At 37.2% G+C, this 26,783-nt stretch carries 18 protein-coding genes and 1 pseudogene; 13 read left to right on the forward strand and 6 right to left on the reverse strand.

Annotated features, from left to right (window positions below; translation table 11 throughout):
* Positions 1–38: 38 nt before the first annotated feature.
* Positions 39–456, reverse strand: a pseudogene (gene tnpA, locus FACI_RS10475) (IS200/IS605 family transposase).
* Between the two features lie 612 nt (positions 457–1,068).
* On the opposite strand from tnpA, the gene FACI_RS05950 reads away from it, so the two are divergent.
* The 8 genes from FACI_RS05950 to speB all read left to right on the forward strand — a co-directional run bounded on the left by FACI_RS05950 (position 1,069) and on the right by speB (position 10,798).
* Complete coding sequence (locus tag FACI_RS05950) at positions 1,069–2,652, forward strand: hypothetical protein (protein WP_009887227.1); 1,584 nt, start codon at positions 1,069–1,071, stop codon at positions 2,650–2,652.
* A 4-nt stretch (positions 2,653–2,656) separates the two neighbouring features.
* Positions 2,657–3,520, forward strand: coding sequence for a hypothetical protein (locus tag FACI_RS05955; protein WP_019841613.1), 864 nt, complete (start codon positions 2,657–2,659; stop codon positions 3,518–3,520).
* A gap of 1,073 nt (positions 3,521–4,593) precedes the next feature.
* Complete coding sequence (gene iorA, locus FACI_RS05965; protein ID WP_009887229.1) at positions 4,594–6,483, forward strand: indolepyruvate ferredoxin oxidoreductase subunit alpha; 1,890 nt, start codon at positions 4,594–4,596, stop codon at positions 6,481–6,483.
* Positions 6,480–7,112, forward strand: coding sequence for an indolepyruvate oxidoreductase subunit beta (locus tag FACI_RS05970; protein WP_009887230.1), 633 nt, complete (start codon positions 6,480–6,482; stop codon positions 7,110–7,112). Before iorA ends, FACI_RS05970 begins: the two co-directional genes overlap by 4 nt.
* A gap of 212 nt (positions 7,113–7,324) precedes the next feature.
* Positions 7,325–8,575, forward strand: coding sequence for an amidohydrolase family protein (locus FACI_RS05975; RefSeq protein ID WP_009887231.1), 1,251 nt, complete (start codon positions 7,325–7,327; stop codon positions 8,573–8,575).
* A gap of 19 nt (positions 8,576–8,594) precedes the next feature.
* Positions 8,595–9,461 carry a DUF6159 family protein gene (locus FACI_RS05980; RefSeq protein ID WP_009887232.1) on the forward strand — a complete coding sequence of 289 codons (867 nt, stop codon included), beginning with the start codon at positions 8,595–8,597 and terminating at the stop codon, positions 9,459–9,461.
* Positions 9,462–9,545: 84 nt separating this feature from the next.
* Positions 9,546–9,935 (forward strand): translation initiation factor IF-5A, encoded by a 390-nt coding sequence (locus FACI_RS05985; protein ID WP_009887233.1) that lies wholly within the window; start codon positions 9,546–9,548, stop codon positions 9,933–9,935.
* Positions 9,893–10,798, forward strand: coding sequence for an agmatinase (speB, locus tag FACI_RS05990; RefSeq protein ID WP_009887234.1), 906 nt, complete (start codon positions 9,893–9,895; stop codon positions 10,796–10,798). Before FACI_RS05985 ends, speB begins: the two co-directional genes overlap by 43 nt.
* A gap of 2 nt (positions 10,799–10,800) precedes the next feature.
* Here speB and FACI_RS05995 read toward each other — a convergent pair whose 3' ends face one another.
* The 5 genes from FACI_RS05995 to FACI_RS09805 form a co-directional block, all read right to left on the reverse strand.
* On the reverse strand, positions 10,801–11,331 hold the full coding sequence (locus FACI_RS05995; RefSeq protein WP_019841616.1) for a 50S ribosomal protein L16: 531 nt from the start codon (positions 11,329–11,331) through the stop codon (positions 10,801–10,803).
* A 140-nt stretch (positions 11,332–11,471) separates the two neighbouring features.
* Positions 11,472–12,890 carry an APC family permease gene (locus tag FACI_RS06000; protein WP_009887236.1) on the reverse strand — a complete coding sequence of 473 codons (1,419 nt, stop codon included), beginning with the start codon at positions 12,888–12,890 and terminating at the stop codon, positions 11,472–11,474.
* An 86-nt stretch (positions 12,891–12,976) separates the two neighbouring features.
* Positions 12,977–14,071 carry a hypothetical protein gene (locus tag FACI_RS06005; protein ID WP_009887237.1) on the reverse strand — a complete coding sequence of 365 codons (1,095 nt, stop codon included), beginning with the start codon at positions 14,069–14,071 and terminating at the stop codon, positions 12,977–12,979.
* 102 nt (positions 14,072–14,173) lie between these two features.
* Complete coding sequence (locus tag FACI_RS06010) at positions 14,174–14,887, reverse strand: alanyl-tRNA editing protein (protein WP_009887238.1); 714 nt, start codon at positions 14,885–14,887, stop codon at positions 14,174–14,176.
* 63 nt (positions 14,888–14,950) lie between these two features.
* On the reverse strand, positions 14,951–15,703 hold the full coding sequence (locus FACI_RS09805; RefSeq protein ID WP_009887239.1) for a pseudouridine synthase family protein: 753 nt from the start codon (positions 15,701–15,703) through the stop codon (positions 14,951–14,953).
* Between the two features lie 369 nt (positions 15,704–16,072).
* Here FACI_RS09805 and FACI_RS06020 point away from each other — a divergent pair, with 369 nt between their 5' ends.
* The 5 genes from FACI_RS06020 (at position 16,073) to FACI_RS06040 (ending at position 26,783) form a co-directional block, all read left to right on the forward strand.
* Positions 16,073–16,363 (forward strand): ribbon-helix-helix domain-containing protein, encoded by a 291-nt coding sequence (locus tag FACI_RS06020; RefSeq protein WP_009887240.1) that lies wholly within the window; start codon positions 16,073–16,075, stop codon positions 16,361–16,363.
* Between the two features lie 30 nt (positions 16,364–16,393).
* Entirely contained in the window at positions 16,394–17,995 is a 1,602-nt protein-coding gene (gene pheT / locus FACI_RS06025; protein WP_009887241.1) for a phenylalanine--tRNA ligase subunit beta, read from the forward strand.
* A 123-nt stretch (positions 17,996–18,118) separates the two neighbouring features.
* Positions 18,119–19,426 (forward strand): APC family permease, encoded by a 1,308-nt coding sequence (locus FACI_RS06030; protein ID WP_187288940.1) that lies wholly within the window; start codon positions 18,119–18,121, stop codon positions 19,424–19,426.
* Positions 19,427–19,745: 319 nt separating this feature from the next.
* On the forward strand, positions 19,746–25,931 hold the full coding sequence (locus FACI_RS06035) for a glycosyltransferase family 39 protein (RefSeq protein WP_009887243.1): 6,186 nt from the start codon (positions 19,746–19,748) through the stop codon (positions 25,929–25,931).
* A gap of 6 nt (positions 25,932–25,937) precedes the next feature.
* On the forward strand, positions 25,938–26,783 hold the full coding sequence (locus FACI_RS06040) for a hypothetical protein (RefSeq protein WP_009887244.1): 846 nt from the start codon (positions 25,938–25,940) through the stop codon (positions 26,781–26,783).

The raw sequence follows: 26,783 nt of genomic DNA on the forward strand, positions 1-26,783 counted from the left end.
CCCTATCTGGAGGAACTCTGATTTCCATGAGCCTGAATCTATAGATTCTCCTGATTAACCTCCTGTGAATCCACATACCATTTCAGGATATCTAATGTGACCTGATCGGATGTTACAAGAAAGTAGTAAGGAGACCAGAACTTTCCCTTTGACAGTTTTTTCTTTATTTCATGGAATTTGCGCTGTATCTCCCTTGATGTTATTGTTTGACCGCATTGATGAATTGTGGTATGTTAAGGAGGAGTGTAACCTTGAAAGGCATGTGAAAGTGATCCTTACCTCATTCTACATACAGTATATACACATCAAAGGTTTCAGAAATCTCTCTGGTTTTAATCTTAAGGAAATCCACAACGGCATCATTTGTAAATACTTTCTTCCGGTATTTCACCGGCTAGATAAAGTGATATTACAACGAATAACGGAGCGCGAACCTTTATCCAGGTAATATGCCATAGATAACTTTTTTCTGTCGCTTTTATCATATCACTGGTGGGAAGACTTCTCGCTCACTGTGTTAAATGTGGTGTTCGTTTAATGACTTAATGCAAAATTATGGGATTAACAGTCAGCCAGAATAAGAATACCGAAATTTTCTTTATTGTAATTTACACAAAAATCCATTAGAATGAAACCCTCTGAGTTTATTATGTAGATGAATTTCTGGAAAGAACATTTAAACACTATTCTTATGTAATGAATAAGAGGAATAACAGAAGTACCTGAATAAGGCTTCAACTCCTATAGAAAAGTACCAGTGGAGTACAGAGAATTCAAGCCTCATGGGGATAATATAAGTCTATGTTTAAACAAGTTCTGTCAGTTAAACAGGAAACCTCTGTGCTTTAGGAAGAGACACATCACATTGTTATCCTTCGTCAGATCCGTCATATTATCATGGTATATGGATGACTGTGCCAGCATGTGTGTATGCTACACCAAATCTATTTTCCTAAAATATTTTTCACACGAATCTTTTCCTGTTTTTCATACATTATCAATTACATTACCGGATAAAGGTGAAATGGTAAGACAAACATTTATATATAGTCAGACGTTTACATTATTATGCACCGTAGATATATTACATTTATATCCCTGCTGGTTGTAGCAATGTTCTCAATAATGCCCTTATCACAACTATCTTCTCCCTCTATTGCAATTGATTCAAATTCTCCAAATAAAATAAATCCATCTCTATCAAATGGGCTCTTAGGTGAAGTTGTAAATTCATGGCATGTATCAGGCAAAACATGTGCACCATCATCAGCAAGCATAGAGAGTGCAATTACACTTAAGATAGATGTAACATCATTCTCAGAATCAAGTGGTGCAGGTGATACAGCACTGTACTTTATTGTATCAGGAGTAAATGTACATACAGTCTATATTGGCGGTACCGGTGTATATACATATACATGGGATGTAAACTCTATGCCTGGCAATATTAATTTCCATGCAGAATACCTTTCAGGATCAGAATTCTATTCGATGCATTCTATGGCACCAGAACCATCAGTATTCTTCCACAATTCATATTCCACATTCGGCAATTCAAACATACATGTTGAGAAGTACATGAATGAGATGGGCTATGACGGGAATAATACCATATACCTGTCGTCTCCAGACTCAGGAAGCTATTCAGTATACGGATATACAAATTTAGGAATTGCAAAAAACAGCATAAATGATTGTGGCAGCACTTCAAATTACCAGAATGATAGCGTTATCCTAAAATCCATTTATGATATTACTAACAATAGTGGAAATCTTTCCATAACAATACCGTTAATATCAAGCGGAATATCGAATGATATTATTTTTCCAACATCAAATCCTAATAATCCCGATACATTTTATACTGCGTTCTACCAGAGAATAGGGTTGACAATGATAAATGCTCCGCCAGGTGCAAATACTAATATACAAAAATCTTACAATCAAGGATTAAACGTAACTGGTCCAAGCTGTAAGGGAATAACTCCAAAACAGGCCTACAGAAACATAGGCATTCAACTAATTTCCCAGCTGCCATGGGCTGGATATGTTACTGGCCAGTATTCCATATACAAAGATCTCTATGCACTGTCCGGGATTGGGGAACATATCCCTGACGCAATTGGCAGCGGATCAGTATTTGAGGCATATACCATTAATGGTGGCAATCCATGTACTGATGGCCATGGAAAAAATGTATTTGGAGGCATAGAGCTTGTAAAAATAGATATTCCACTTAACGAATTAAAACATTCATTCAGAATAAATATGTTTTCTACAAATTATTATGAGTGCGTTGGTCCTACAGGGATAATCAAGAGCGCAAATGCGTCAGAAACCATAAATGCAGTTACTTCCTCGGCAATATACGGCACAGTGGGATTAAAACCGGGATGTTCAGATGGAAATCATAATTATGACACATCACTTAACTCTAATGTTTATATAAAAAGCGTAAATAGTGGTAATTTTTACAAAGTTCCTATAAAAAATGGAAATTATTTATTCTTCGCTAAACCCAATACTAAATATGAATTATTTTACAGGAGCGGATCTAATTTTGAAAAATTTAAAGATAATTCGAATTCAATTATTTCATATATAGACTCTAAAAATCCTGGACAATCCACTTCAATAAATTTATATGAGTGATACCATGAACCTAAAATCCCATTATAAAATAATAATTTCGATTATAATTGTGATAATACTATTCCTGCCACTGATTATCTACTATTACCCATATAATAATACAGAATACAACAACAATGGTGAAAGTATCAATGTAAAATATTTCCATAATGAATATTCAATATATGCCTGCATGTTTAACTCTAATTATTCTGCAAGCTCCTATTCCCTGGGCAATAGTGAATCATACCTGAATACAACATTAACAAACCCGGCATACTATCAACTTGAAGGATGTTTAATATCCCATATAAATATAAGCATGAAAAACATCGATGCAAGGTATGTCTATATAGCAACTACAGGCGACAATAATAATCAATATGTTCAGATAACAGGCACACATCTCCCAATTAACTGTAAACAAGAAGGGAATAAATGGATTAACAAATATAGTTCATTTGATAATCTCCACAGCATGGGTATAAACTTTGTTATCCCTAATTTCTACCTGCATAATGGTAATTATAATTTTACCCTTACTGTATCAGCTGGCAAACTGCATAACACATTCAATATCCACACTGAGAAGGAGAGTGCAATATACGGCACAGTGGGATTAAAACCGGGATGTTCAGATGGAAATCATAATTATAATGTTTCATACAATTCAACAATGTTTGTTTACAATATTAACACAAGTTCATTCAAAATTGTAAATATACAAAACGGTCAATTTTATTTCTTTACAAATCCAGGGGATTGGTATAAGATATATTATTTAAACGGCGAAAATCTGAGTATGTTCAAGGACAATAGTGCTAATAATATTACTATAATAAAAATGCCATCAAGAATGATTTCTGAGGAATATTATATTTATGAGTGATACCATGACCCTAAAATCCCATTATAAAATAATAATTTCGATTATAATTGTGATAATACTATTCCTGCCACTGATCATCTACTATTACCCATATAATAATACAGAATACAACAACAATGGTGAAAGTATTAATGTAAAATATTTCCATAATGAATATTCAAGTCTCTCTTAAACATTGGATGGGTATATAAGCAATCCAATTTCTTCACTCCCATAGAAATGTTGGTATGGTGAATTCCCAGGCAAGAGAGAATTTCATTGTCTCTTAATTATTCTGGATTCTTGAAATCCTGGGATTACCAGAACACCGCCTTGGGCCGGTTATTTGCCCATTCTGCAAGTGCCTTGTTCAGATCAGGAACTATTGTTGTGTTGATTAAATCGATGAAATGTCTCTTCATTCCAAGATCTTTTCTATATATATACCAACTCTTTCACGTATAGATCAACTTTCACCTCTAGTACATACAATATTTCTCACGAGACGGTGTTTTAGGCAATAATTCACTGCCTAGCATAATAAGTATGAATCACCCATTTATATACCCATTAAGGGTTGATTAGATCCATATTCAATATATGCCTGCATGTTCAACTCTAATTATTCTGCAAGCTCCTATTCCCTAGGCAATAGTGAATTATACCGTTAAAATGTTTTCTGTGGATTAATAGTATGCATGCCCCTGTAACTATTTCGGGCATACTCGGGTATAATGGTTTTAACCATATACAATTGTGGTTACAATACTTAATTTTGACATATAAATTTACATCTAGATTAACAGGATTTTTCAGTTCGGGCAGATTATGCGTCATCAGGTATGAATGCACGAATTCATAAAATAGCTCAATAAAGACCTGGTAAGTCCTTCTTGTATTCAAGCTGGATATCTGAGGCTCGCTTATACATCATCTCGTATAATAATTTTAATCACAACACCATTATGTAAGTTTAAGTTCTATCGGTGAAACAGGATTACTCACTGCTTTAGCATGAGACAGCTCACCGTGGCAAATATTGTCTAACTTTACATATAAGGGTATCTGTTAATTTAGAGATTGATTATAATTATATGATATATATGGCAGACCTTGTCCAGTTCATTGATAGTAAAATTGAAAAGAACCCAGTTTTTCTTCTCGGCAACGAAGCGATTGCACGTGGAGCAGTCGAGGCTGGAATCGAATTTGCATCCAGTTATCCGGGTACCCCTTCAAGTGAAGTAGGAGAGACGCTTTCTCATGTTGCAGACAAACTGGGGATCAAATTTCTCTATTCAGTAAACGAAAAAGTGGCACTTGAAAGTGCCTTTGCCGCCTCCATTTCAGGAATGAGATCACTGGTTTTCATGAAGCATGTGGGTTTGAATGTTGCGTCCGATCCCTTCGTCAGTATTGTCTATACAGGGACAAGGGGTGGGCTGGTAATCATGACAGCCGATGATCCTTCAATGTTCTCTTCACAGAATGAACAGGATAACAGGCATTACGCTGATCTTGCACACATTCCAATGATTGAACCTTCAAATCCCCAGGAGGCCAAAGACTTCGTGAAAGCAGCCTTTGAACTTTCCGAAAAGTACCATATTCCAGTCCTGTTCAGGACAACAACAAGAGTTAGCCATATGAGAGGTCCGGTCAATGTTGGAGAAATACCCAAAATAAAGGGAACCAGAAGAGTTTTTGAAAGAGATCCAGAAAGATTTGTAAGCCTGCCAGTCAACGCAATTGGATTGAAAAAAATGCTCATGGAAAAACTTGGTGAAATTGCAGTGGAATCTGACATGTCATTCATGAATAAGGCGCAATCTAACATGGTCAGTGAAATTGGTGCAATAACATCAGGTTCAGGATACAATTCCCTTATGGATGCAGTAGCTTCTCATTCTATTGAAATAGACGTCCTGAAGATCGGCTTCACCAACCCTTTACCCCGAGGAATGATTGCCGAATTTCTGAGAAAACATGATAAAGTGGTGATAGTTGAAGAACTGGACCCCTACATGGAAGAAAAGATCAGGGCAATTGCGCAGATAAATGGAATCAGAACCAGGATCTATGGAAAACTTGATGGTTATTTTCCCCTAGTTTATGAACTGAATCCGGATGCTGTGCTTCAATCCCTGGCCAGAATTTTAAATATGCCAGGATATATTCAGGGCAAATCACCAAAAACAGGAGTGGATCTCCCACCCAGGCCACCTGTTCTATGCCCAGGATGTCCCCACAGGGGTACTTATTACGTGGTTAAAAGATCAGTCAGAATGTCAAACATCAAAAATCCAATATATGCATCAGATATAGGTTGTTATTCACTTGGTACTTATGACCCATTTGATGAGGCAGACACCTTAATATCCATGGGGTCGTCTATTGGTGTAGCAAATGGTTTTTCCATGGTTACCGATCAGAAGGTCATAGCATTCATAGGAGATTCAACCTTTTACCATTCTGGCATTCCGCCATTAATAAACGCCGTGCACAACAACCTGAACATGCTTGTTATTATAATGGATAATGGCACAACAGCAATGACAGGTCAGCAACCAAATCCAGGGAATGAATTGGATTATAATGGAAAGCCCGTTACTGGAATTCCAATAGAGGATGTTGTGAGGGGAATTGGTGTAAGTAATGTATCTTTGCTGGATCCCTATAATCTCAAGGAGTCTTTTGCAACTATAAACAGGTCGTTGCACCAGACCGGAGTTTCAGTTATCATCTCAAGAAGGGAATGTGCCATAATTCGTGATAGAAAACTCCGTAAGAATGGTGAAATTGAGATTTATACGGTAAACCAGGATAAGTGCGGCAAATGTATGAATTGCGTGGAGAATTTCTCGTGTCCAGCACTGTTTATAGAAAAGGGTGAGATACAGATTAACCCCTCGATTTGCGATGGTTGTGGGGTATGTGCTGAACCACTTGTCTGCCCATTCAATGCAATAGAGGTGAAGAAATGACTTATAATATTAGACTTGCTGGGGTTGGTGGGCAGGGGATAATAACCGCAGGAAATATAATCTCAGAAGCTGCAATGAGGTCAGGGCAAAAAGTTATCATGTCAGAGATTCATGGGCTCTCGCAAAGAGGCGGTTCTGTCACAGTCGACGTGAGGATTGGAGACTGTTATGGGCCCATTATTTCACAGAGTTCCTGCGATCTTGTCATTGGGCTTGAATTAATAGAAACATTTCGTGCGATCGAATCCTTTGAAAACGTTGGAACAGCACTTATGAGCACAGAGAAAATCAATCCAATATCCCTGAGCATGCATAAGAAGGAATATCCATGCTTGGAGGACCTGATGGAAAAATACGGCATGGGAACAAGGATATACCCTGTTGAGGCAGGAGAGATAGCAATGGAAGCAGGATCATCAAAAGCGGTTAACATAGTAATGATCGGTGTAGCACTTGGTTTAAATCTATTTCCCATGACTGCCGATGAAGTTGTTTATGTTTTAAAAGACACATTTCCCGAGAAAAAACTCGGCATTAACATGAAAGCACTTGAACTTGGAATTGCACTGTCTGGGCGTATGAAAACCAATATTCGGGAAAATTCAACAATACAGAACAGAAGTTCTTAACTACAGGAAGCAGAATGCCGTTTCAAATGTGCACGTTTCAAATCCCAGCAGAGTACTGAGATGCCTAAAAGGTGTCCTTAACTCACAGGCATCTCTTAAGGTGTGAAACTTCTCCATAAATCCTATAAAAACATAATATCAGAATATGTAGTATTGTCCATTAACAGTCAGAATCCCATAAAGAATTATTAATAATATTGGGATTACCTCCCATGAGTATTCTGATCAAGGATGGAACAGTAATCACAGAAAATGATACCAGGGATATAATACATGGCAACATTCTGGTAGAGGGAAATAAAATAGCATATGTGGGAAAAGAGAAACCAGACCATGATGAGGAAATAAATGCTAAAAACAGGGTTATCATTCCAGGATTCATTAATACACATACACATGTTGGCATGAGTGGATTCAAGGGGTTACTCGATGACATTGTACTTTCAGAATTTCTGGACAAAACGTCAAAACTTGATTCACAGCGGACAGATGAAGGCATTTATAATTCCAGCCTTCTTGGCATGAACGAGATGATAAACTCAGGAACCACATCCTTTGTTGACCTTTATTATTCAGAAGATATTGTAGAGAAAGCTGTGGAGAAAATCGGCATGAGAGGCTTCCTTGCATGGGCCACCCTTGATCAGGAATTTACTACACAGAGAGGCGACCCTGTAAAAAATGCAGAGGCCTTTATCAGAAAGGAACACCCGGGCACTGTAATTCCTATGGCCGGCATTCAGGGCATATACGTATCATCTGATGAGAACTATTACCGCGTAAAAGAACTGGCTGAAAAATACAACGTTATGGTGCACACACATCTTTCTGAGACCAGAAAAGAGGTATATGATTTTGTAAAAACACATAACGAACGGCCTGTGGAACATCTTGGCGCAATAGGTTTCCTGTCAGATAGAATTATTGCTGCCCACTGCGTCTGGATTACGTTGAATGAAATCAAGATTCTTTCAAAATATAAGACTTCAGTTTCATGGAATGCAATAAGCAATGCCAAGCTTTCATCCGGTGGCATAGCACCTGTACCAGAACTGTTATCCAATAATGTGAACGTCTCTCTAGGAACCGACAGCTCAGGAAGCAACAACTCTCTGAACATGTTTGAGGAGATGAAATATTCCGCAATATCAATAAACAACGACCGCTGGTCAGCCGACACTGTAAAATCACAGCAGATCATGGATATGGCCACCAGAAATGCGGGAATTGCATTAAAATCCCCCATAGGAATAATTCGTGAGGGATACCTTGCCGATCTGGTTATACTTGACATGAACAAATACAATACAATGCCATATAATGATTCTAATATAGTCAATAATATAGTGTTTTCAGCCAACCCTGAGAATGTAGAATCGGTTATGGTAAATGGAAAAATTATCCGCTCAAAGAATTTTAACACCACGGAAGAGTCAAAATTTGCGGAAGTAAATTATTTATAACCCATAATAATACACTTCTATGTTTGAAAGCCTAAAAAGCGGCTGGAAACTCGCGAAACAGGTTAGAAAGAGTATTTCAGGCAATAAAAAATTATATTTATATCCCGTAATAACTGGCCTGATCAGCGGTATCATATTCATTGCCACCTTTGTTCTGCTCATTCTTGAGGTACCTGTTACACCCTATTCTGATTATTATTATATTCTGGGTATTTTTCTGGCATATGTATTCACGTACTTCGTTGCAACCTTGCTGATAATAGCCATGATGATATCTTACCGTGGTTACAGGTCTGGAAATCCGGTTTCCATGGGACAAGCCCTATCCATTTCAAGGCAGTACTCAGGCAAGGCATTTGAATGGGCAATACTCTATAGCGTGCTTTTGATGATACTGAGAGCAATAGAATCACGGGTCAGGGGAATAGGCGGCATAATTATTGCTTCAATGGGATCATTTGCAATAACTGTGGCTACTTTTTTTGTAGTTCCATCTATACTTGATTATAAACTTGGGCCCATAAGAGCAATAGAGAAAAGTGTGGAAACAATAAAATCCCATTTTGGAAACACATTCGGCGGTGTCATATACATAGATATTTATACACTTATTTTCACAGGTTCCGGTTTCATATTACTGTTACTCTCAGTAGTTCTTGCAGGGGCAGGAATATCCTTTGCTGTCATCCTTCCCATTATAATAATTGCCGTGCTTTTGATAATTCTTGGATTGATACTCAACTTTACATATACTAATATTTTCAAATTAATTCTGTTTGATTATATCAACGGCAAAGGACTGCCGGATGGACTGGATGAAAACCTGATAAATTCATCAATCAGGCGTAAGGGTGGAACTGGTGGTTTTGGGAATATGCCATTTTGAATTACGCATTCAATAAAAAGTACTAAATAGCCATATAGATATAAAAATATATAAAGGCTTAAAATATTAACCAAAGGATAAGATATGAGCTGGACAGAAGCTGAAGTTAGGGAATTAAAAGTAGGAAGATACATGTTAATAGATGATTCACCCTGTAAAATAGTTGATATTACAATGTCAAAACCAGGTAAACACGGTGAAGCAAAAGGGCGAATTGTCGCCATAGGAGTATTTGATGGGCAGAAGCACAGTGTTGTTTACCCAGTGAAACATAAAATCAAGGTTCCTATAATCGTTAAAAAGAATGCACAGATACTTTCTATTGCAAATAATGAAGCACAGATGATGGATTCTGAAAGTTTTGAAACATTTATTTTGCCAATAGAGCCAGAAGATCAGGATAAATTAAAACCGGGAATGGAGGTGCCATATTGGGAAGCTATGGGAAAAAGGAAAATAATGCTGCAGAATTAATGTCGCAGTTTTCCAATCTAAAAATTGCTGACGCGCTGGCCAGCTATGAAGATGCAGATTATGTGATATTCGGGGCCCCATTCGATAATACGTCCAGTTACAGGAGAGGTTCCAGGCTGGCACCCAATTCCATACGGGCTGCCTATGATAATCTTGAATCATATGAGGTAAATTATGGTATAAACCTTCTCGATGCAAAAATATGTGACCTTGGGGACCTCCCGGTTTATGAGGATGTTGATTATATACTCAGTGAGATTGAAACGGCCACTGCTACAATATTCCACGACAAGAAAATACCGGTAATGCTTGGTGGTGAGCACTCCCTTACAGTAGGTGCACTGCGCAACCTTAAAGATATTACAATGGTAATTATTGACGCCCATTCTGATTTCAGGGATTCATATATGGGCAATAAGAATAACCATGCATGTGTTACAAGAAGGGCTCTTGAACTCCTGGGTAAAAACAAAATAATCTCAATAGGGACAAGGTCAACATCATACGAGGAAATAGCTTCAGGAGAATATGAAAATGTTAGATTCATCTCAGCAAATGAGGTCCGTGCATCAGGCATAGATGAAGTTATAAGCGAAGTTATGGAAAAAACATCGGATAGGGTTTATTTCTCCATTGATATGGATGGTTTCGACCCGGCATATGCACCTGGCGTTGGAACTCCAGAGCCATACGGGCTTACATCATATGATGTTCGCAGCATATTAACATCAATATCAGATAGAATAATTGGTTTTGATATAAATGAAATGACGCCACTATACGATAATGGCAATACATCAATGCTTGCTGCAAAATTAATTCAGGATTTTATAGCGAGCCGTGAAAAGGCCCTAAAAAAATAAATTTATAATCCCATTTTTGAAGTTATTTCTTTTCCCTTTGTTATTATTACCTTGCATGGTGTAGGCAATTTTATGGAAGCTTTCTTTAAAGCATCTTTCATGGTTTTAGCGCTGGCTCTGTCTACCTTCCCAACCATAATAATTTCTCCAATATGGACTCTTGCGGCTGTTCCTACCGGTTTTCCAAAAGCCATTCTCATACCACTGGATATCCTATCAGCACCTGCTCCGGTAGCCATTTTATGTTCACGGATTACCTGGTGCGGGTACACGCGTATATGAAGGAAATAATTTCCAGCTCCCACGTTTTCAAGTAATTTCCTGTTAATAGAAATTCTTGCAGCTTCCAGGGCTGTATGCCTTATCTGGCACGCTTCTTCTGCTACTAATTGCATTTCAATTTCAAATTCCCTTTTCTGGTTACCCTGTACGAATGTGGTAATCTTGGGGTAAGGAACCCCGCCCATAAACTCCTTTCTCGTATATGCTGGGCCTGAAATCTTTGAATACATTCTTGCTGGTTTAGTTACCATAATAATCTATTCATGAATTCATGCGCGTATAAAAACATTTACGAAAATATCCGGTAAAAAATTTTATAGCTCCATCCAGGAATTCAAAAAAATATTGCTATTTGATTATTAAACTAAAGTAATTTATCCAGTGGCAGTTATTAATCCACTGCATCTGCGGGCGTTTCTTCTACTGTTGTGGAACCTGCATTTTTGACAGTGTCAGGTCTCTTTATCCATGTAATTAATGTAATTGCAAGTACAACTACTATTATTACGATTCCCAGCACTGATGCAAAGTTATATGGATATGCAGGAAGGGGGAAGAAATTTGATGCCAGTACAGCTATAAGGGCAACTATTGAAATTACAGGTGCAATCAAATATCCGGTGAGGGTTTTTTTGTTAATTTTCCCTGCCTTAAATGTTGAAATTATAAGACTTGAAGAAGATATGGATCTGATCAGGAATGAGAAAAATGCATCGGCAAACAAAAGCACGTAGCCTCCATCTATGGGGCCAAAATATATCCCGAATACCATGCACAGGAATACGGATATAGCCAGAATGAAAATTGTTGTATAAACAGGAGTTCCATTTTTGTCAGTGCGGGAAAATATTCCGGGGAAAATTATATTATCCCTGGAAAATGCGTAAAATATCCGTGTCATGGAAGTTCCCATAGATATATTGTTTCCCATGAAACTATTGACAGTAAATATGAAGAGAAGCCCGAACATTATTGGGCTCACTTCTCTGAAAAGAACTAACCCATTATCCACAGAATTTCCAAAGGATAGCATTCTCGATGGCCCCCATGCAACTGTCATAGCATATGATAGGAATACTATAGTAACGCCTATTATAATTGAGGAAATTAATAATGATTTTGGAACCGTTTTTTTGGGTATATGTGCTTCTTCAGAAATTGCAGTTAATGCTATAGATAACCCTATAAATGTTACCACGGACAGGGTAAGGGAATGTGCGAATCCTATGATCCCGCCACTGGCAATAAACGGCGAAAAAACCGCAAGCGTATTATTCTTCCCTGCAAGTATAACAAGGCCTATTCCCCCGGCTATAAGAATGATGAATTCTGCGATCCCGGTTATTATCTGGTAATTTGTGGAAAACCGGATTCCCTTATAGAGTATTATAAAGGTTATAACATTCAATGCAAGTACTATGGGAATCCATAATCCGCCGGTCAAGATTTTACTATCAAATATGCCAAAAAATCCAGCAAGTCCAAGCATGCCAAACCCCGCATAAGCAAATATTGTTCCGAAAAGCAAATTCCACCCTTCGAATGTTGCCATGAATCCCCCTATACTCTTTCCCACATAGGTAAAATCACTCCCTGCGGAAACATACTTGCTGGAAAACCTGTAGGAAGTATTCAATATAGTTAAATATATAAGAAAACCCACCAGTATTGATAGTGGAGTTGCGCCCAGAGCTACCAGTGCTATACCTCCAAGGAGATACGCTATATCAGCGGCGGGAGCAGTCATTCCCCAGCCCTGCCATACAAGCCTGTTTGTTCCAAGAATATTTCTTTTTAAATTATCTGCCACGGAAAACGATAAAAATGTTATCTATAAATATATTGTAGCACAGAAATATAACAATATTGTGATATAAAATAATACCTGTTTCCTATTTATGGTTGCCTCCTTCCTATAATATTGTTAATAATTATATTATATGGCCCTGTGTAATCTTTATCCAGTTTCTGGCCACATTTTGTGCATTCAAGGGACATATCTGGCCCTATCCTGTATTCCACGTTTCCACAATTGGGGCATGCACTTCTTATCCAGAGCTCATCAGGTGGTGTTTTGATCCTTGGCTGAATTTTCGCTGCCGTATTGGGTTCTCCAGATTGTGCCGGTTCATCCGTGCCTCTTTCCCGGGAGGCTTTTCTATTTCTATCTACAATATAAAAAGTCACAGTGTAAAGCCCGAGAAATGCCCATATAAATATGAAAACTGAAGTGATCGATGATACTATAACATTGCCGGCAAAGGCAGTAAGTGCAAATTCAATGAACGAGGAAACGAAACTGGCAAAGACTGATCTTAATAATCCATATCTTATATAAATAAAGCTGAGTGCCAGTGTTGAAAGGTAAATTAGAATGGAATCATAAATATTATAATTTGTAATTAGGACAGCTACTGCTGCGGGCAATATCATAAAAACTATCAGATACTCTTTAACATGACCGTAGGGATTCAGGAACGAAGAAAATTTGAACTTTTTTGTAGCCAGCAGAATTATGGCAATTAATATTGTAATAGGTATAAACTCAAATATGAGAACCTGAAAAACAGAACTCATGAGATAGATAAAATTCTGTTCCCCTAATGGCATTTTTGATACCGGGCTAACTGCTATTGACGGATCAAAAACTTCTATAATTACAGAGGAAAATACGAGCAAAGCCATGTAAACAGCAAGTGCAGAGAAATAATACTCATTATTTTTTATATCAAAACTTGCAAATTTAGTGCTGTTATAAATGAATGGTGTGAAAGATGCCAGAACTATAATAATGCCTGATATTAGAAATATATATGCCAGATTGCTGGTAACGGTAATATGAAGGTAAAAATAGGAACCTGAAACACCTATTATTGAGTTTATGTCTTTGATAAGAAAAGGGATTGTAAAAAAGAATCCAAGAACAGCTATAGCAATTCCAATATACGAAATGCCCCTGTTCAGTCTATTTATTAAATTCAGTTCATCCATTTAAAATCATATAAAATAATCATAATTCAACCTATCGGTTTTACAGACTTAATTAAAAATTCTCGCCGGGAATTTATAAAAATAAATTATGCAGGCATAAATTTATTTCAAAGTTATTGTAAGCCGTTTATCTATTTTCCCTTTAACGGTTGAACTGGCCACTTCTATTTCGCCTACTTCGGATGTAGTTGCCGTATAGAGGCCATAATCAGACTGCAATGGAAGCCCCGCAATGTTTATGACCCTCAGTTCTTCATCATCTGGCAATGTCCCCGTGGAATAGCTCATTCTCTGTTTTTCCCGTGGAAAATCATTATTGTTCATGTATTCTATCTTTATGGGAATGTTCTGCTTCACTATTTTGTTTGCTTCCTCAGTGATATTTTTTACTATGTCTTCTGTAATGTTGTCTATATAAAGATCAACCCATGCTTTGTCATCATATGTCTGGCTTATTCTTGATTTGGCGTTGTAAAACTTATAAGCCAATCCAGATATTATAAACATGGCCGTCCTGAATCTCATATGGATACTCCTGACATCCCAGTCCAGTTTCTGCTGAATTGTTTTTCCAACCACATTCTCCGGATATGTATCCAGAGAAATAAGGTGAATATAGTCCCCGTCTGTCCACACGTCCACTATTCCATAAGTTTTTCCGTCAATAACTATTTCACCCTTATCATTCTGCTGCCCATCCATAGTAGGGAAAAAAATAGTTTTGTCCACAGTCAAATCTGTAAATTCACACATAAGGACTTTCCCCTCGCATTCCTTTAAGTATGAGTCCTTTAAGAATATCTGTTCTGTTATCATTAAGCACATAAGAACTTATTTCTATATAATTTTATTTTTATTTTTTCATGAATAATATGCATATTATTCCTGTTTGTCCCGATTATTCCCAAAAATATCATAAAGCATATACCCCGTCCTGGTAATTTTTTCTTTTTCCATGAAATAATGATTATGGCGTTTAAAATCGAAGTTTTTGAAAGTTACATTATCATATGATATATCCATTAATACCAGGGGCTCCGGGCTTGCCAGATACGTAAATTTGTTTTCCAGTGAGAAAGGGTGTTTTTTCCCCATAAGTGCAAAAGCCATCATGCTCCGTATCTGATGCCATACAAAACTACGCCCCTGGATATTAATTATGTAAAATCCATTGCGGGTTGAATAATTTATTGATTTTATAGTTCTTACAGTATTCCTACTGTCCAGTTTACAAAAATTTACAAAATCATGCTGCCCCACAAATTCTCCAAGCGTTTCCATTACCCTGGATATATCAATATTCTCAGTTATAATATATGAATATTGCTTCATGGAGTTGTGCCTGGGGTTTAAATATCTATCAAGTGCCGAATAGGAATAAAAGAACATTCCTGGAATTCTGGCGTTCAGGATTCCCATGACATTTCCTATATTTGTATCTGTGTCAACCAGCATAACATTTCCCCTTGCCGATACATACCTATCAGTTCTTGCTGCACTTTCAATGTTATTTCCAATACCGTATTTTTTCAGTATTTTTATAATTGAATCCTCAACACTGTTTTCACCATTCCCCCTTTGAAAACCCGTAAATGATGTTCCATCATATCCATATTTTATAAGATAATACATTGTTTATCTCTAATTTTTGATAAGGCTTTGCTATCAGGCAATGCTTCCCATGCACATTACCCTCTCTGGGAGTTATATTATTTTTGTGCCTGTTCCCTGAAGGTCTCCAGCTTTCTACACTTTACCCTTACATGCAAATAAGGTTTTATCATGTTAATTGTTCTTGCGGCTACGCCACAAAGCCCACAATTTGAATATAATGCATATTAATAAATCTTTGTGTGTTGAGTTGTATAATTTTAATGTTTTATTGTCCTACTGAACCATATACTTTTTATTAATACCGGTTACATAGGAAAATGTACATTATGGTGTTTCTAAAAGTAGTATGGCAAAACTTTATATCGGGTTTTAATTTAATCCATTAAAATGTCGGTCCCTTACAGAATTACCATCAGAGTTTCTGAAGATTTAATTAATCAACTTCAGGAAATAGTGGAAAAAAATCAATATAGCAGTATTTCAGAGGCAATACGTTTAGCCATCAGTGAATTTATAACAAAAAACAGGGAAAATGCTACCAGCAAGGTAGACCTGAAACTTCCAAGAAATATATACACAGAACTTGAAGAGGAAGTAAACAATGGAAATGCCATATCTGTGAACGACCTTATACGATTCATATTGAGGGAATATGCAAAGGGAAAAACAAAAAACTAAATTTATATAAATTGTTAGTATCAGTTTACAATGGTTGTAATAAAGGAAAACAAGGATGACCTTATCCATGAAATCGGTATAAATTATTACTCAAAATTAAGTGATTTTGCGGGGATTATAGGATATTCCATAGAAGAAGAAAATAATGAAGTAAAGCTGGAATTTAATCCTGACAGGCCAGATCTTTTCTCATTTTATGCATTAAAATCCAATATGAAAATATTTTATGACGGCAATTATAGAATAAAGCCGCTCTTCGAAAAATCAGATAAACTAATCCGTGTAGATAATATTGTAGAATCCGAAAGGCCTTATGTGATGTCCTTTGTCGCCCGTGGAAAGCCACTTGGAAATTATTATAGCCATATAATAGATTATCAGGAAAAACTACACGAAACTATTGGAAAATCAAGAAAAAAGATGGCTATAGGCATACACGACCTGGATAATATCTCACCTCCATTCCTGTTTACCATGCGGGATAAAAAAACTTTAGAATTCACAACATACGACAATTTCCATGGAACAGCCGGGGAAATACTGGAGAAGCATGATAAGGGAAAACAATACCATCAACTAATCTCGTCTGACGAAATGGTGCCTGTAATACTGGACAGCAAGGAAGATGTAATGTCAATGCCACCCATAATAAACGGGCTGAAATCTAAAATTGGAAATAATACATCAAAGCTTTTCTTTGATATAACCGGAACAGACTATAATGCAGTGCTTTCTGCGTTTTACCTCTTTGCCTATGAAATGGCGTATATTGGCTATGAAGTACTGATACCTGATGCAGATAGGAATACCATCAACTATGACTGGAGAAAGATAGAGATTACACATAAAGAAGTTACAAAACTTATGGGATTGGAACCTGAAAATACTGTAATTTTGTTGAGGAAGATGGGATACAGATGTGAAGTAACATCGGGTGGTTACAGGGTAAACGTTCCCGGAAACCGCATAGATGTTATGGGGCCTGTAGACATTATAGAGGATATAGCAAAGGCATACGGCTACTGGCGCATTCCAGCCAAGCCGCTGAAAACTTCCGGTACAGGTGTTCCATATACGCCGAACGAAGATGAGAATATAATTAAAGGAATATTAACATCTATAAATTACCAGGAAGTCAGAAGCTTTATCCTGAATTCAGAAGATTTTTACAGGAAAACAGGATATTCAGGAGATGTAATAATCACCAACCCTAAAAGTTTAGAATACTCAGTAATTAGAGATAAATTATATCCAGGCATAATAAGCCTTCTTGCAATTAATAAGCGGAGAAAACTGCCTTTAAAAATTTTTGAAATAGGGCAGGTTGTTGTTTCCGGAAATCAGGAAAGCCATCTCTGTGTATTGTACAACAATTCGAAGGCAGCTTATTCAGACATTTATGCTGTGCTTGAATATTTGCTGGCAAGAACAATAAATGCCGGTGCAAAGGTGTTGCAGGGCAATTATAATGAAATTATATCAGGTAGAGGAGGAGATATTGTTTATGAAAACACAACACTGGGAATAATAGGAGAAATGGACCCCTCAATTCTGGTTGATTTCGGGATTCAAAATCCGGTAGCCTTTATGGAAATAAATCTTGACAAACTAAGAAACATTATAGAAAAATAACTTTCGTGGGTTAAGGCAAAATCCACATACTTATTATACAGTATAAATTAAGATGAATAAATAAGAATTTTAACCATATTGCAATTCCGTACCATGAAATCAGTTAATCTCCGCGGTGCAGTGATGCAATCATTTACATCCATCGGACCTATGCTGGATTTCATCGCGTTGTTTTCAATTATCTCTGCATATTCTGGTTCAATGCTTCCATTCGTCGTTATTTTTTCATTTCTGCTTTCCTATTTCACATTATATACAATATATTCCCTTTCCAGGATATATGTTACAAATGGCGGTTACTATTCATATGTGGGCAATGCACTTGGCAGGGGGGCAGGGTTTTTTGTTCTCCTGCTATATATTATATATTCTGTACTCACCGTTCCCAATATATCACTGTTCATTTCAGGATTTTCATATTCAATTCTGGAGCTGGCTGGCTTCACTGCTCCGGTTTTAAAGTATGTGCTCCTTCTTATATTTATAGGGACGGTTTACTATGTTGTATCAAGGGGGTTAAAAGTATCGATAACCTATACTCTAATTGCCGGTTTTCTTGAAATTGCCTTTATTATTTTAATGAGTATAATATTCATAATCTACCGCTCTCCAGGTTTTTCATTTTCCGGGATAAATTTTTCCTTTAATCCATTCTTCTTCGGCGTCATATTTGGCATACTGGCATTCTCAGGCGGTGGATCGAGTATATTTATTTCAGAACAGACTGCGAGTTCACATATAAACACTCCAAAGTCTTTATTTCTATCCTTTACAATATCCGGGATAATAATGGCAGTTTCGGCATTTGCATTGCTAATGTTCGCTGGATTTGCAGGCCTCCGTGCATATGAAAGCAACTCATTTTATATCACCGAGCTGGTACAGGCAAGGCTTGGAACGCCATTCCTGATATTATTCTCATTTTTTGGCATCATGAGTGCATTCAATTTAAGTGTGTCATACCTTAATGCATTTGTCCACATGGTGCCAAAGTTTTATCATGATTTTAATTTGAAAGGTGAATTTAACCGGAATAAGTTGATAGCAATTTTATCTGTGACTTCTGCTGGCATTGCTATATTCAGTGGATATTATGGGGGATTTTTCAATTCCTTTGTCATCATAGCCGGAATAATCAGTTTCGTTTATATTATAATACATATAATTTCCAACATATCATTGATAAAAATATTCAGGAGAAAAAAATTTTTTATGCCTGTCCTGTCATCTATAATTCTTACCATAGCTTTTATCCTTTCATTTTCAGGAAATACCGGTTATTATGCTGTGATTAATTACTTTTTAATAGGATTCATAATGATTTCTGCATTTATCGTAATACTGGTAAGAAAAATTATACCACGGTTTTATATGGCTATCAGGTTTGAATATTACGCCAGGATTAACGAACTTCCAGAACATGATAAATAAATGTTGCAGTATTATAAACAAAAGGCTAAGGCGTAAAATCGATGAAATGTATAAGTTTGTCAATGAATAGTTACCAAATAAATACAAACAGTAATGCAGGCAGGCCAATAGCGACATACAGGAAAGTATAAGAGGACTTATGATCACAGAAAGATGCAAAATATTTTACAGTGTTCTGCGGTGTACCTGATTCATATATAAAGGGAAAATTAAAGCTATGCTATTGAATCTATACTAAATTCTGGCATATTAAAAATACTGAATTCTTAAATAAATAAGGTAAATTTTTATATTAAGATTTCATTATCGAAATTAATCTATGGAAATTACAGATCGATTTAAACAAAATATAGCCAGGCATCCAGAGGTACCAGTCCTGATTGCCCTGCTTGCCCTTTACATGTTCCTGTCCAATTTTTTTGTATGGTCACTGGCATTTCAGGACAATTACCTGAATGTATCGGGGGGAAGTGATCCCTACTTCAATTATTATATTGTTCAGTATATACTGAGTACCCATACGCAATTAACACACACCATTTTACTAAATTACCCTGTTGGCACATTTAATGCAAGGCCGCCTTTCTATCAGTGGAGCATTGTGTTTGCAGGATATATTCTATCTCCATTTGTTGGGGTCAAAATGGGCGCTTATTACGCTTTTATGGAATCTGATGCGTTTTACGGAGCGCTTTTAATCATACCTGTATATCTTATCACAAAACAGATATTCGGCAAGAAAGCAGGTTTATTCGCTGCTGTACTGTTTACCATAATGCCAGGAAACCTTACATCCGGAATACTTACAGATGGGAGGGCACATACACCTGAGCTTATATTCGCATTTTTATCCATATACTTCTTTGAAATGGCGGTTATTACTGCAAAGAAGAGGGTAATAATAAATAAACTTACAGACACAAGGTCATATTTCAGTTCAATTAAGAACTACTATGAAGAGAACAAGATAGCAACAATATATGCACTTATGTCTGCAGTTTCCCTTGGGGGGCTTATAGTATTCTGGCAGGGATTCCCGTATATAGAAGTTATACTGCTCATATACGTTGCTGTCCAGCTTCTTTATAATCTATTCACAAAGAAGCCAACAGGCTACCTCACATATATATCTACAATATATGTGGCTGCATCTTTTCCAATAGGCTTTTACTATTACGACGTGACTTTCATGATCCATGCATGGTTTTTGCCTCCCCTTGCAATGGGGTTGATGATTATTGGATTTGGCATATTAATTAATATAGTGGCAAGGCGTCCATGGATCATAACCATACCAGCACTTGTTCTTGTTACTATAGCGGGATTATTCGTTATAAGCAAAACCAATCCAGCAATACTCAAGGAACTGATAACGGGTGATGGGTACTTCGTAAAATCGAGGGTATATTCAACCATAGCTGAAGCAGCAGCCCCTGCACTTGGCCAGTATATATCAGATTTTGGCCCTGGACTTTTCCTTCTGGGAATAGCAGGTGTGCCATTCATAATTTATCGCTTCCTGAAAGAAAAGAAAGAAGCTACCTTACTGGTTATAATATTTGCTATATTCTCAATATTCATGAGCTTTGAGGCCGCAAGATTCAATATAACTGCAGCTCCAGCATATGCAATACTTGGCGGAGGCCTTATAATGTACTTTGTTGACAAAATAAGGCATAACGAATCAACAAAAAAGTCCAGGCATGTTTCAGGAAGAAAATCCCTGCGCAAGAATATAAGCGGAGTGACAATTGGATTTGCTGTTATAGTGGTTTTAATATTGATTATTCCTTCAGGCATGGGTGCATTTTCTGCAGCAGTACCTGAAAACAACGCTGCATCATACAATCATATACTAAATTCAACAGTTCCAAAGGGCATAAGGCCGAACAATCCATTCGGAAACTATGGACTGGCAATAGACAATAAAACACAGCCTATAGCAGCTTCTTTTAACTGGCTTGCAACGCAGAATACAAATCAATCAATAGAAAATCGCCCTGCATATGTTTCATGGTGGGATTATGGGTTCCAGGAGTTACAGCAAGGGCAACACCCCACAGTTGCTGATGATTTCCAGCAGGGTATAGCAAGTGCTGGGCAAATGCTACTGGCACAGAATCAAACACAGGAAATCTCTCTGTTCATTTCAAGGGTATTGCAGACTCCCGGCGGGTATTCCAACGGGCATTTCAATGCAAGCATAACTGCTACAATGCATAAATATTTTGGCGTCAATGAGACAAATACCATAGCAAATATGTACGGCAATCCATTGAATTCTTCTTACACACCGCTTCTATCAGAGACAGCATACGGAGGCCACCAGATAAATGTTACATCATCATATAATGCCAGACATGCACTTATAATGGGCCAACTTTCAACCAAATACAATTTATCAACACTGGTAAATGCCTATAGCGCATTGGAGAAAGTCACAGGATCTTCAATATCGTATATACAGGTAGACCATTCACTGTATCCATTTTCAGGTTCCAACCCTGGAATATTCTATGCACCTGCATATCTTACCGACACACCGTCTTATACCGCTGATGGTGAAGTTGTTCCTACAAATTACTATAATGTAGTAGCTGTTACAAACACAGGAGCTCAGTATACATTAAATAATCTGCCTACCGGTGTCACCGTAAGTAATTATCTTCTTAACTACACATCCGCATTTTACAATACCACCATATACAAAACAATATACGGATTCCCGGAATCCAACATAAACAATGTAACACATGTATACCCTGCATTCAATATGAGCAATTTTGAACTGGTATACTATGCATCAGAATATAATCCAGCTAAGGATGCAAATAATTCAACTCCTGGCTGGACCCTGATACCACTTCAGACTGCGTATAAATACCAGCAGGAGGGAAAGGGGACAGAGGTACTTCTTCCAGCCAGTTTGATAGGAAATGAAGATCCTATTATAAATTACTATCCCGGTGCAGTAATACACGGGCAGATAACGAATGCGAACGGTATCGGAATAGCCGGAGTTCATGTTACAATAGAAGACCAGTATGGAATTCCACATGAAGTTGTTACCACAAACAGCACAGGATATTACTCGATAACAGGATTGCCTGGAAATGATACACTTGTATATTCCACTGGTTCAGTGAATTCAGATACTCTTAACGGTACAAACGTAATAGGCACACAATCTGTTGCAGTTTCACAGAATCAGGGAAACAGAATAGGAAATTACAATATTACACAGAATATGCATATGGCAAGGAACTCAGTATATGGCTATGTAACAGTTGATAATGGGACGTCGCACGCTTCAATAAATTCCGGAACCATAACATTAACGAATTCTACATATGGAATAAATGTAACAGCGCCTATAACAAATGGCATGTACTCCTTGAGCAATGTTATACCATATGGATACAATGCAACAATAACCTCTAATGGAAAAACATACACAAACTTTACAACTTTACAGGTCACAGGCAAATCACAGCAATTAAGCAATCTTACAGTTAAAATGGATAGCATTAAGGTAACCGCATCTGTTAGCGGTTCAGGTCTCTCCGGGTATACCGCGTACTTAAACAGTACTTCGGGTAACTATCAGCTCACCGGGGTCACTTCATCCTCCGGAACATACACATTTGGGGTGTATCCCGGGACTTATAATATTACCATCAAAGCAAACGGAACAGAGGACAAATCAGTTGCAACAGTTTCTGGATGGGGCAAATCGAAGTCTGTATCGCTCACACCTGAGTTAACCGCAAAGGTTTCAGGTAATGCTACACCGTATGCTAAGATATCCTTCTACTTTGATGGTCAGATATCAGATTACAAGAATGTAACTGCAAATGCTAGCGGTGCCTATAATATATCGATGCCCTATGGCATTTATACTATATATTCCACCAATACATCAGGCGGCGTATTTGCTAAAACCATAAATGTAACAGGAAATGCTGTCCAGAATATTTCATATTCTCCAGCAGTAAAATATAAAATTAGTTCGACTATGAATACGACAAAGTACTACAGCGGTACATATGAAATATTAGCGGCAAATTCTACAGGCCAGCACTATACATTGCTGGATTACAACTATGCAAATTCGAGTATACCATATACAATATACCTGCCAAGCGCTAAATATTCATTTGCCGGAACAGGTACATACAATGGCAAAACAATGGCCGGTTTCAATATATCCACGACGGCAACTAGTGTAAACATCAACCTAACAGATTCAGACAGCCATTCAATATTGACTTCAACTAACAATACTATAGGATATGTAAGCCAGGGGATCATGCTGGTTTACAATAATTCAACACCGTACTACTATACAGAAATCTCGGGTGGAACTGGAAAAGTATATGGATATAATACCAGCACGGTTGGGATACAATCACCTTACTACTATAACAGTACTATTCCGATAAATAGCTCCATATATTATGCGAAGCAGAATATGGTTTCTGTATCAATGTCAGTGTATAATGATTCAAAACTCACAAACTATACCGGCACTATTACACTAACTGGTCTTTATAACACATACACTTTGAATATGACTAAGGGTGTTGCCAGCAAGGAAATTGCTATGGGTGTGTACTACACACAGGTATCAAATAACAGCGCATACATAGTTCCGGATCTCACAGGAACAGTTGTTAATAGTTCAGCTTCCCAGTCCTTTGTGAAGAATTCGAACCTGTATTTCACATTTAAGAATTCAAATACAACAATAACAGGCTCCGGAACGACACTGTTCAATTCAACGGGTGTTAATGTAGGCCTTAACCATCTGCCTGCAGGGACATACACACTGTATTCCGTAAACGCAACCCTTGTGAATATGACTACAATTACCCTTGACAAGAACACGAGTCTATCACCGGTATACCATACAGGGTATAATCTGAGCATAACAAACAACCTGAGTATATCGGCCGCATATCATATCAAAAATGGCTCAATGGAAATTACAACCAGTTCAAGCAAAAACCTGACAATTATGCTTCCAGATATTAATTTCACTATAACTTCAAGCGGGAACTTCACTAACTCTACCGGCGCATATACATATGTTAATACCAGTACACCTGCAAATAACGTTACACCTGGAGCAGCAGTCCATAACTTCAAAGTCAATCTAACTCCTAAAGAGGTATACGACAAAATATCAGGTAATGTCTATTTAAAAGGAACTAATGTATCGGGTGTTAACGTAATACTGACGAAAAACGGTAAGCAGATTGATAACACTACATCATCTTCTACTGGATTCAATTTAACAAAGTTGGTTCCCGGTACCTACGGACTATACGCTAACTACACTACTGCTGGAGGAAATGAATATGCCTATTTCCAGAATGTTACACTGCAGCCATTCAAAAATCTTACCTATAATATATCTCTGATGCCTGCATATAAAGTAACTCTGGGAGGTTTAAATAATACTAATTCCAGTGTTCCAACGCAGCTCACAGTTACCGGCGGATCTCCAATATCCCCATCTATGTATATAACATCCACAGGTGAATCAAACTCGATCATATTGCCGGGAAATGAGACCTATAACTTCACAATTACAAACACAACAGTTCAGAGTGGCATTACTGTTAATTACTCGGCTTCGCAGACAATATTCCTTAATAATACAGACAATAAACAATTAACGCTGCATAAAGACTATGTTTCAAGATATATACTTATGGACCCTTCAGTTACAGGATATATAGGCGAGAACGTTACAACAACAGTAAAGGTATACAATAAGGGAACTACAAATGACACACTGCATCTTTATTCAGGCAATTCAACATGGGCATTATCTTTCAGCCCGTATAATCTTACTGTACCTATGGGTGCAAACAAAACTGTGGTAGTTAATATTACTATCCCTATAGCTAAGGCAGGCAACAACACAGTAGATGTTATGGCATTAATAAACGGCACATCACACTATATAGGTAATATAACTGTTGATGTTGAAAAAGGTTCGAGCTATAATGTTTCATATTCTAAATATGCTGAAGTCAATGGAACATTAAATATGATACCTGTTACAATAAAGAATACAAATAACACAGCTTTAACAATAAATCTAGGCGTTATCAATTCATCGAAACTCTTATCAGATTACGATATTGTGGCATATGCAACCGAGAATGGAAAAAATGTTACAAACGTAACCCTATCAACCGGGCAATCAGTAACCATTTACATACTTGCATATGGCATAAATGGAAGAACACTGCATTCAGTACCTATAGAATTTGAAACAAATGCCACAATAAACGGTAAATTAACATACCAGAATGAAACTATTACACCTGTGCTCCCATCAGCTACTGTTGGAACAGGCTCATCCGGCGACCATATAATAAGTAATTATAATAAGAATCCAGCAATTACCATATATATTGGAATTGGAATCATAGTGGCTGCACTCCTTGCCGGCGTCATCGGTTCATCAATAAGATCCAGGAAAAAGAGGTAAAAATCAATGAGATATAAACTATTAATACTATTTTTAGCTGTATTCGCTTTAATAGCCTTATCAGGCACTGCAGCCTCGGGCAGCAATACCCATGGCAACTCACCTGAGACATCATCCAGTTCGTTCTCTCCGGGTATTTCCGTTCCAACCTATGTATATGAGAACGAAACTTTCTACCTGAATGTAACGGAATTCACTTCAGGATACCATAATTACTCACTATCAGCATATCTTGGCGCGGAAAACGATACAGGTTTATCACCCCTTTTCTATTATGGGCACTCTAAAACTGGAAATTTCTCCATACCGGTCACTGCTCCCTCAGAAATAGAAAATATACACGGATTTATAAATGCTACTGCAGTTAATTCTACAGGAAGCACTGTTAGCAGCGTTTCTAGCATATCACTTATAAATGTAAGTGCTCCTGTAATATTCAATTCAACCATCAAGAATACAGACCCGGTTCCGATCACAAACATAACTGTTACATATACCATATCCCATGGCACATCTTCTGTGGTTGCCGGGATAAGCCATATAAATGAAATAAAAAGCAATTCAACATATAAGGACAATATAACAGTTCCGGCATCTCTGGTATATAAGGGAAAAGACACACTTACAGTTACTACAAATAATCCTGTTATCACCATAGCAGGGAAAAGTACCACAACATTCTATTACGGCCAGTCACCTAATTACGACTGGGTGTATTATATCGCTGCTGTAGCTGTTGCGTTTTCTGTGTTTTTGATTGTTGCCAGTGGAAGAAGAAATACCGTGAAGGTACCGAAATGGAAAAGGTCTAAATCGTCCAGAAAATCAAAAAAACTGGAAAAAGCCAAATAA

It is taken from the genome of Ferroplasma acidarmanus Fer1 (assembly GCF_000152265.2).
Classification (GTDB): domain Archaea; phylum Thermoplasmatota; class Thermoplasmata; order Thermoplasmatales; family Thermoplasmataceae; genus Ferroplasma; species Ferroplasma acidiphilum.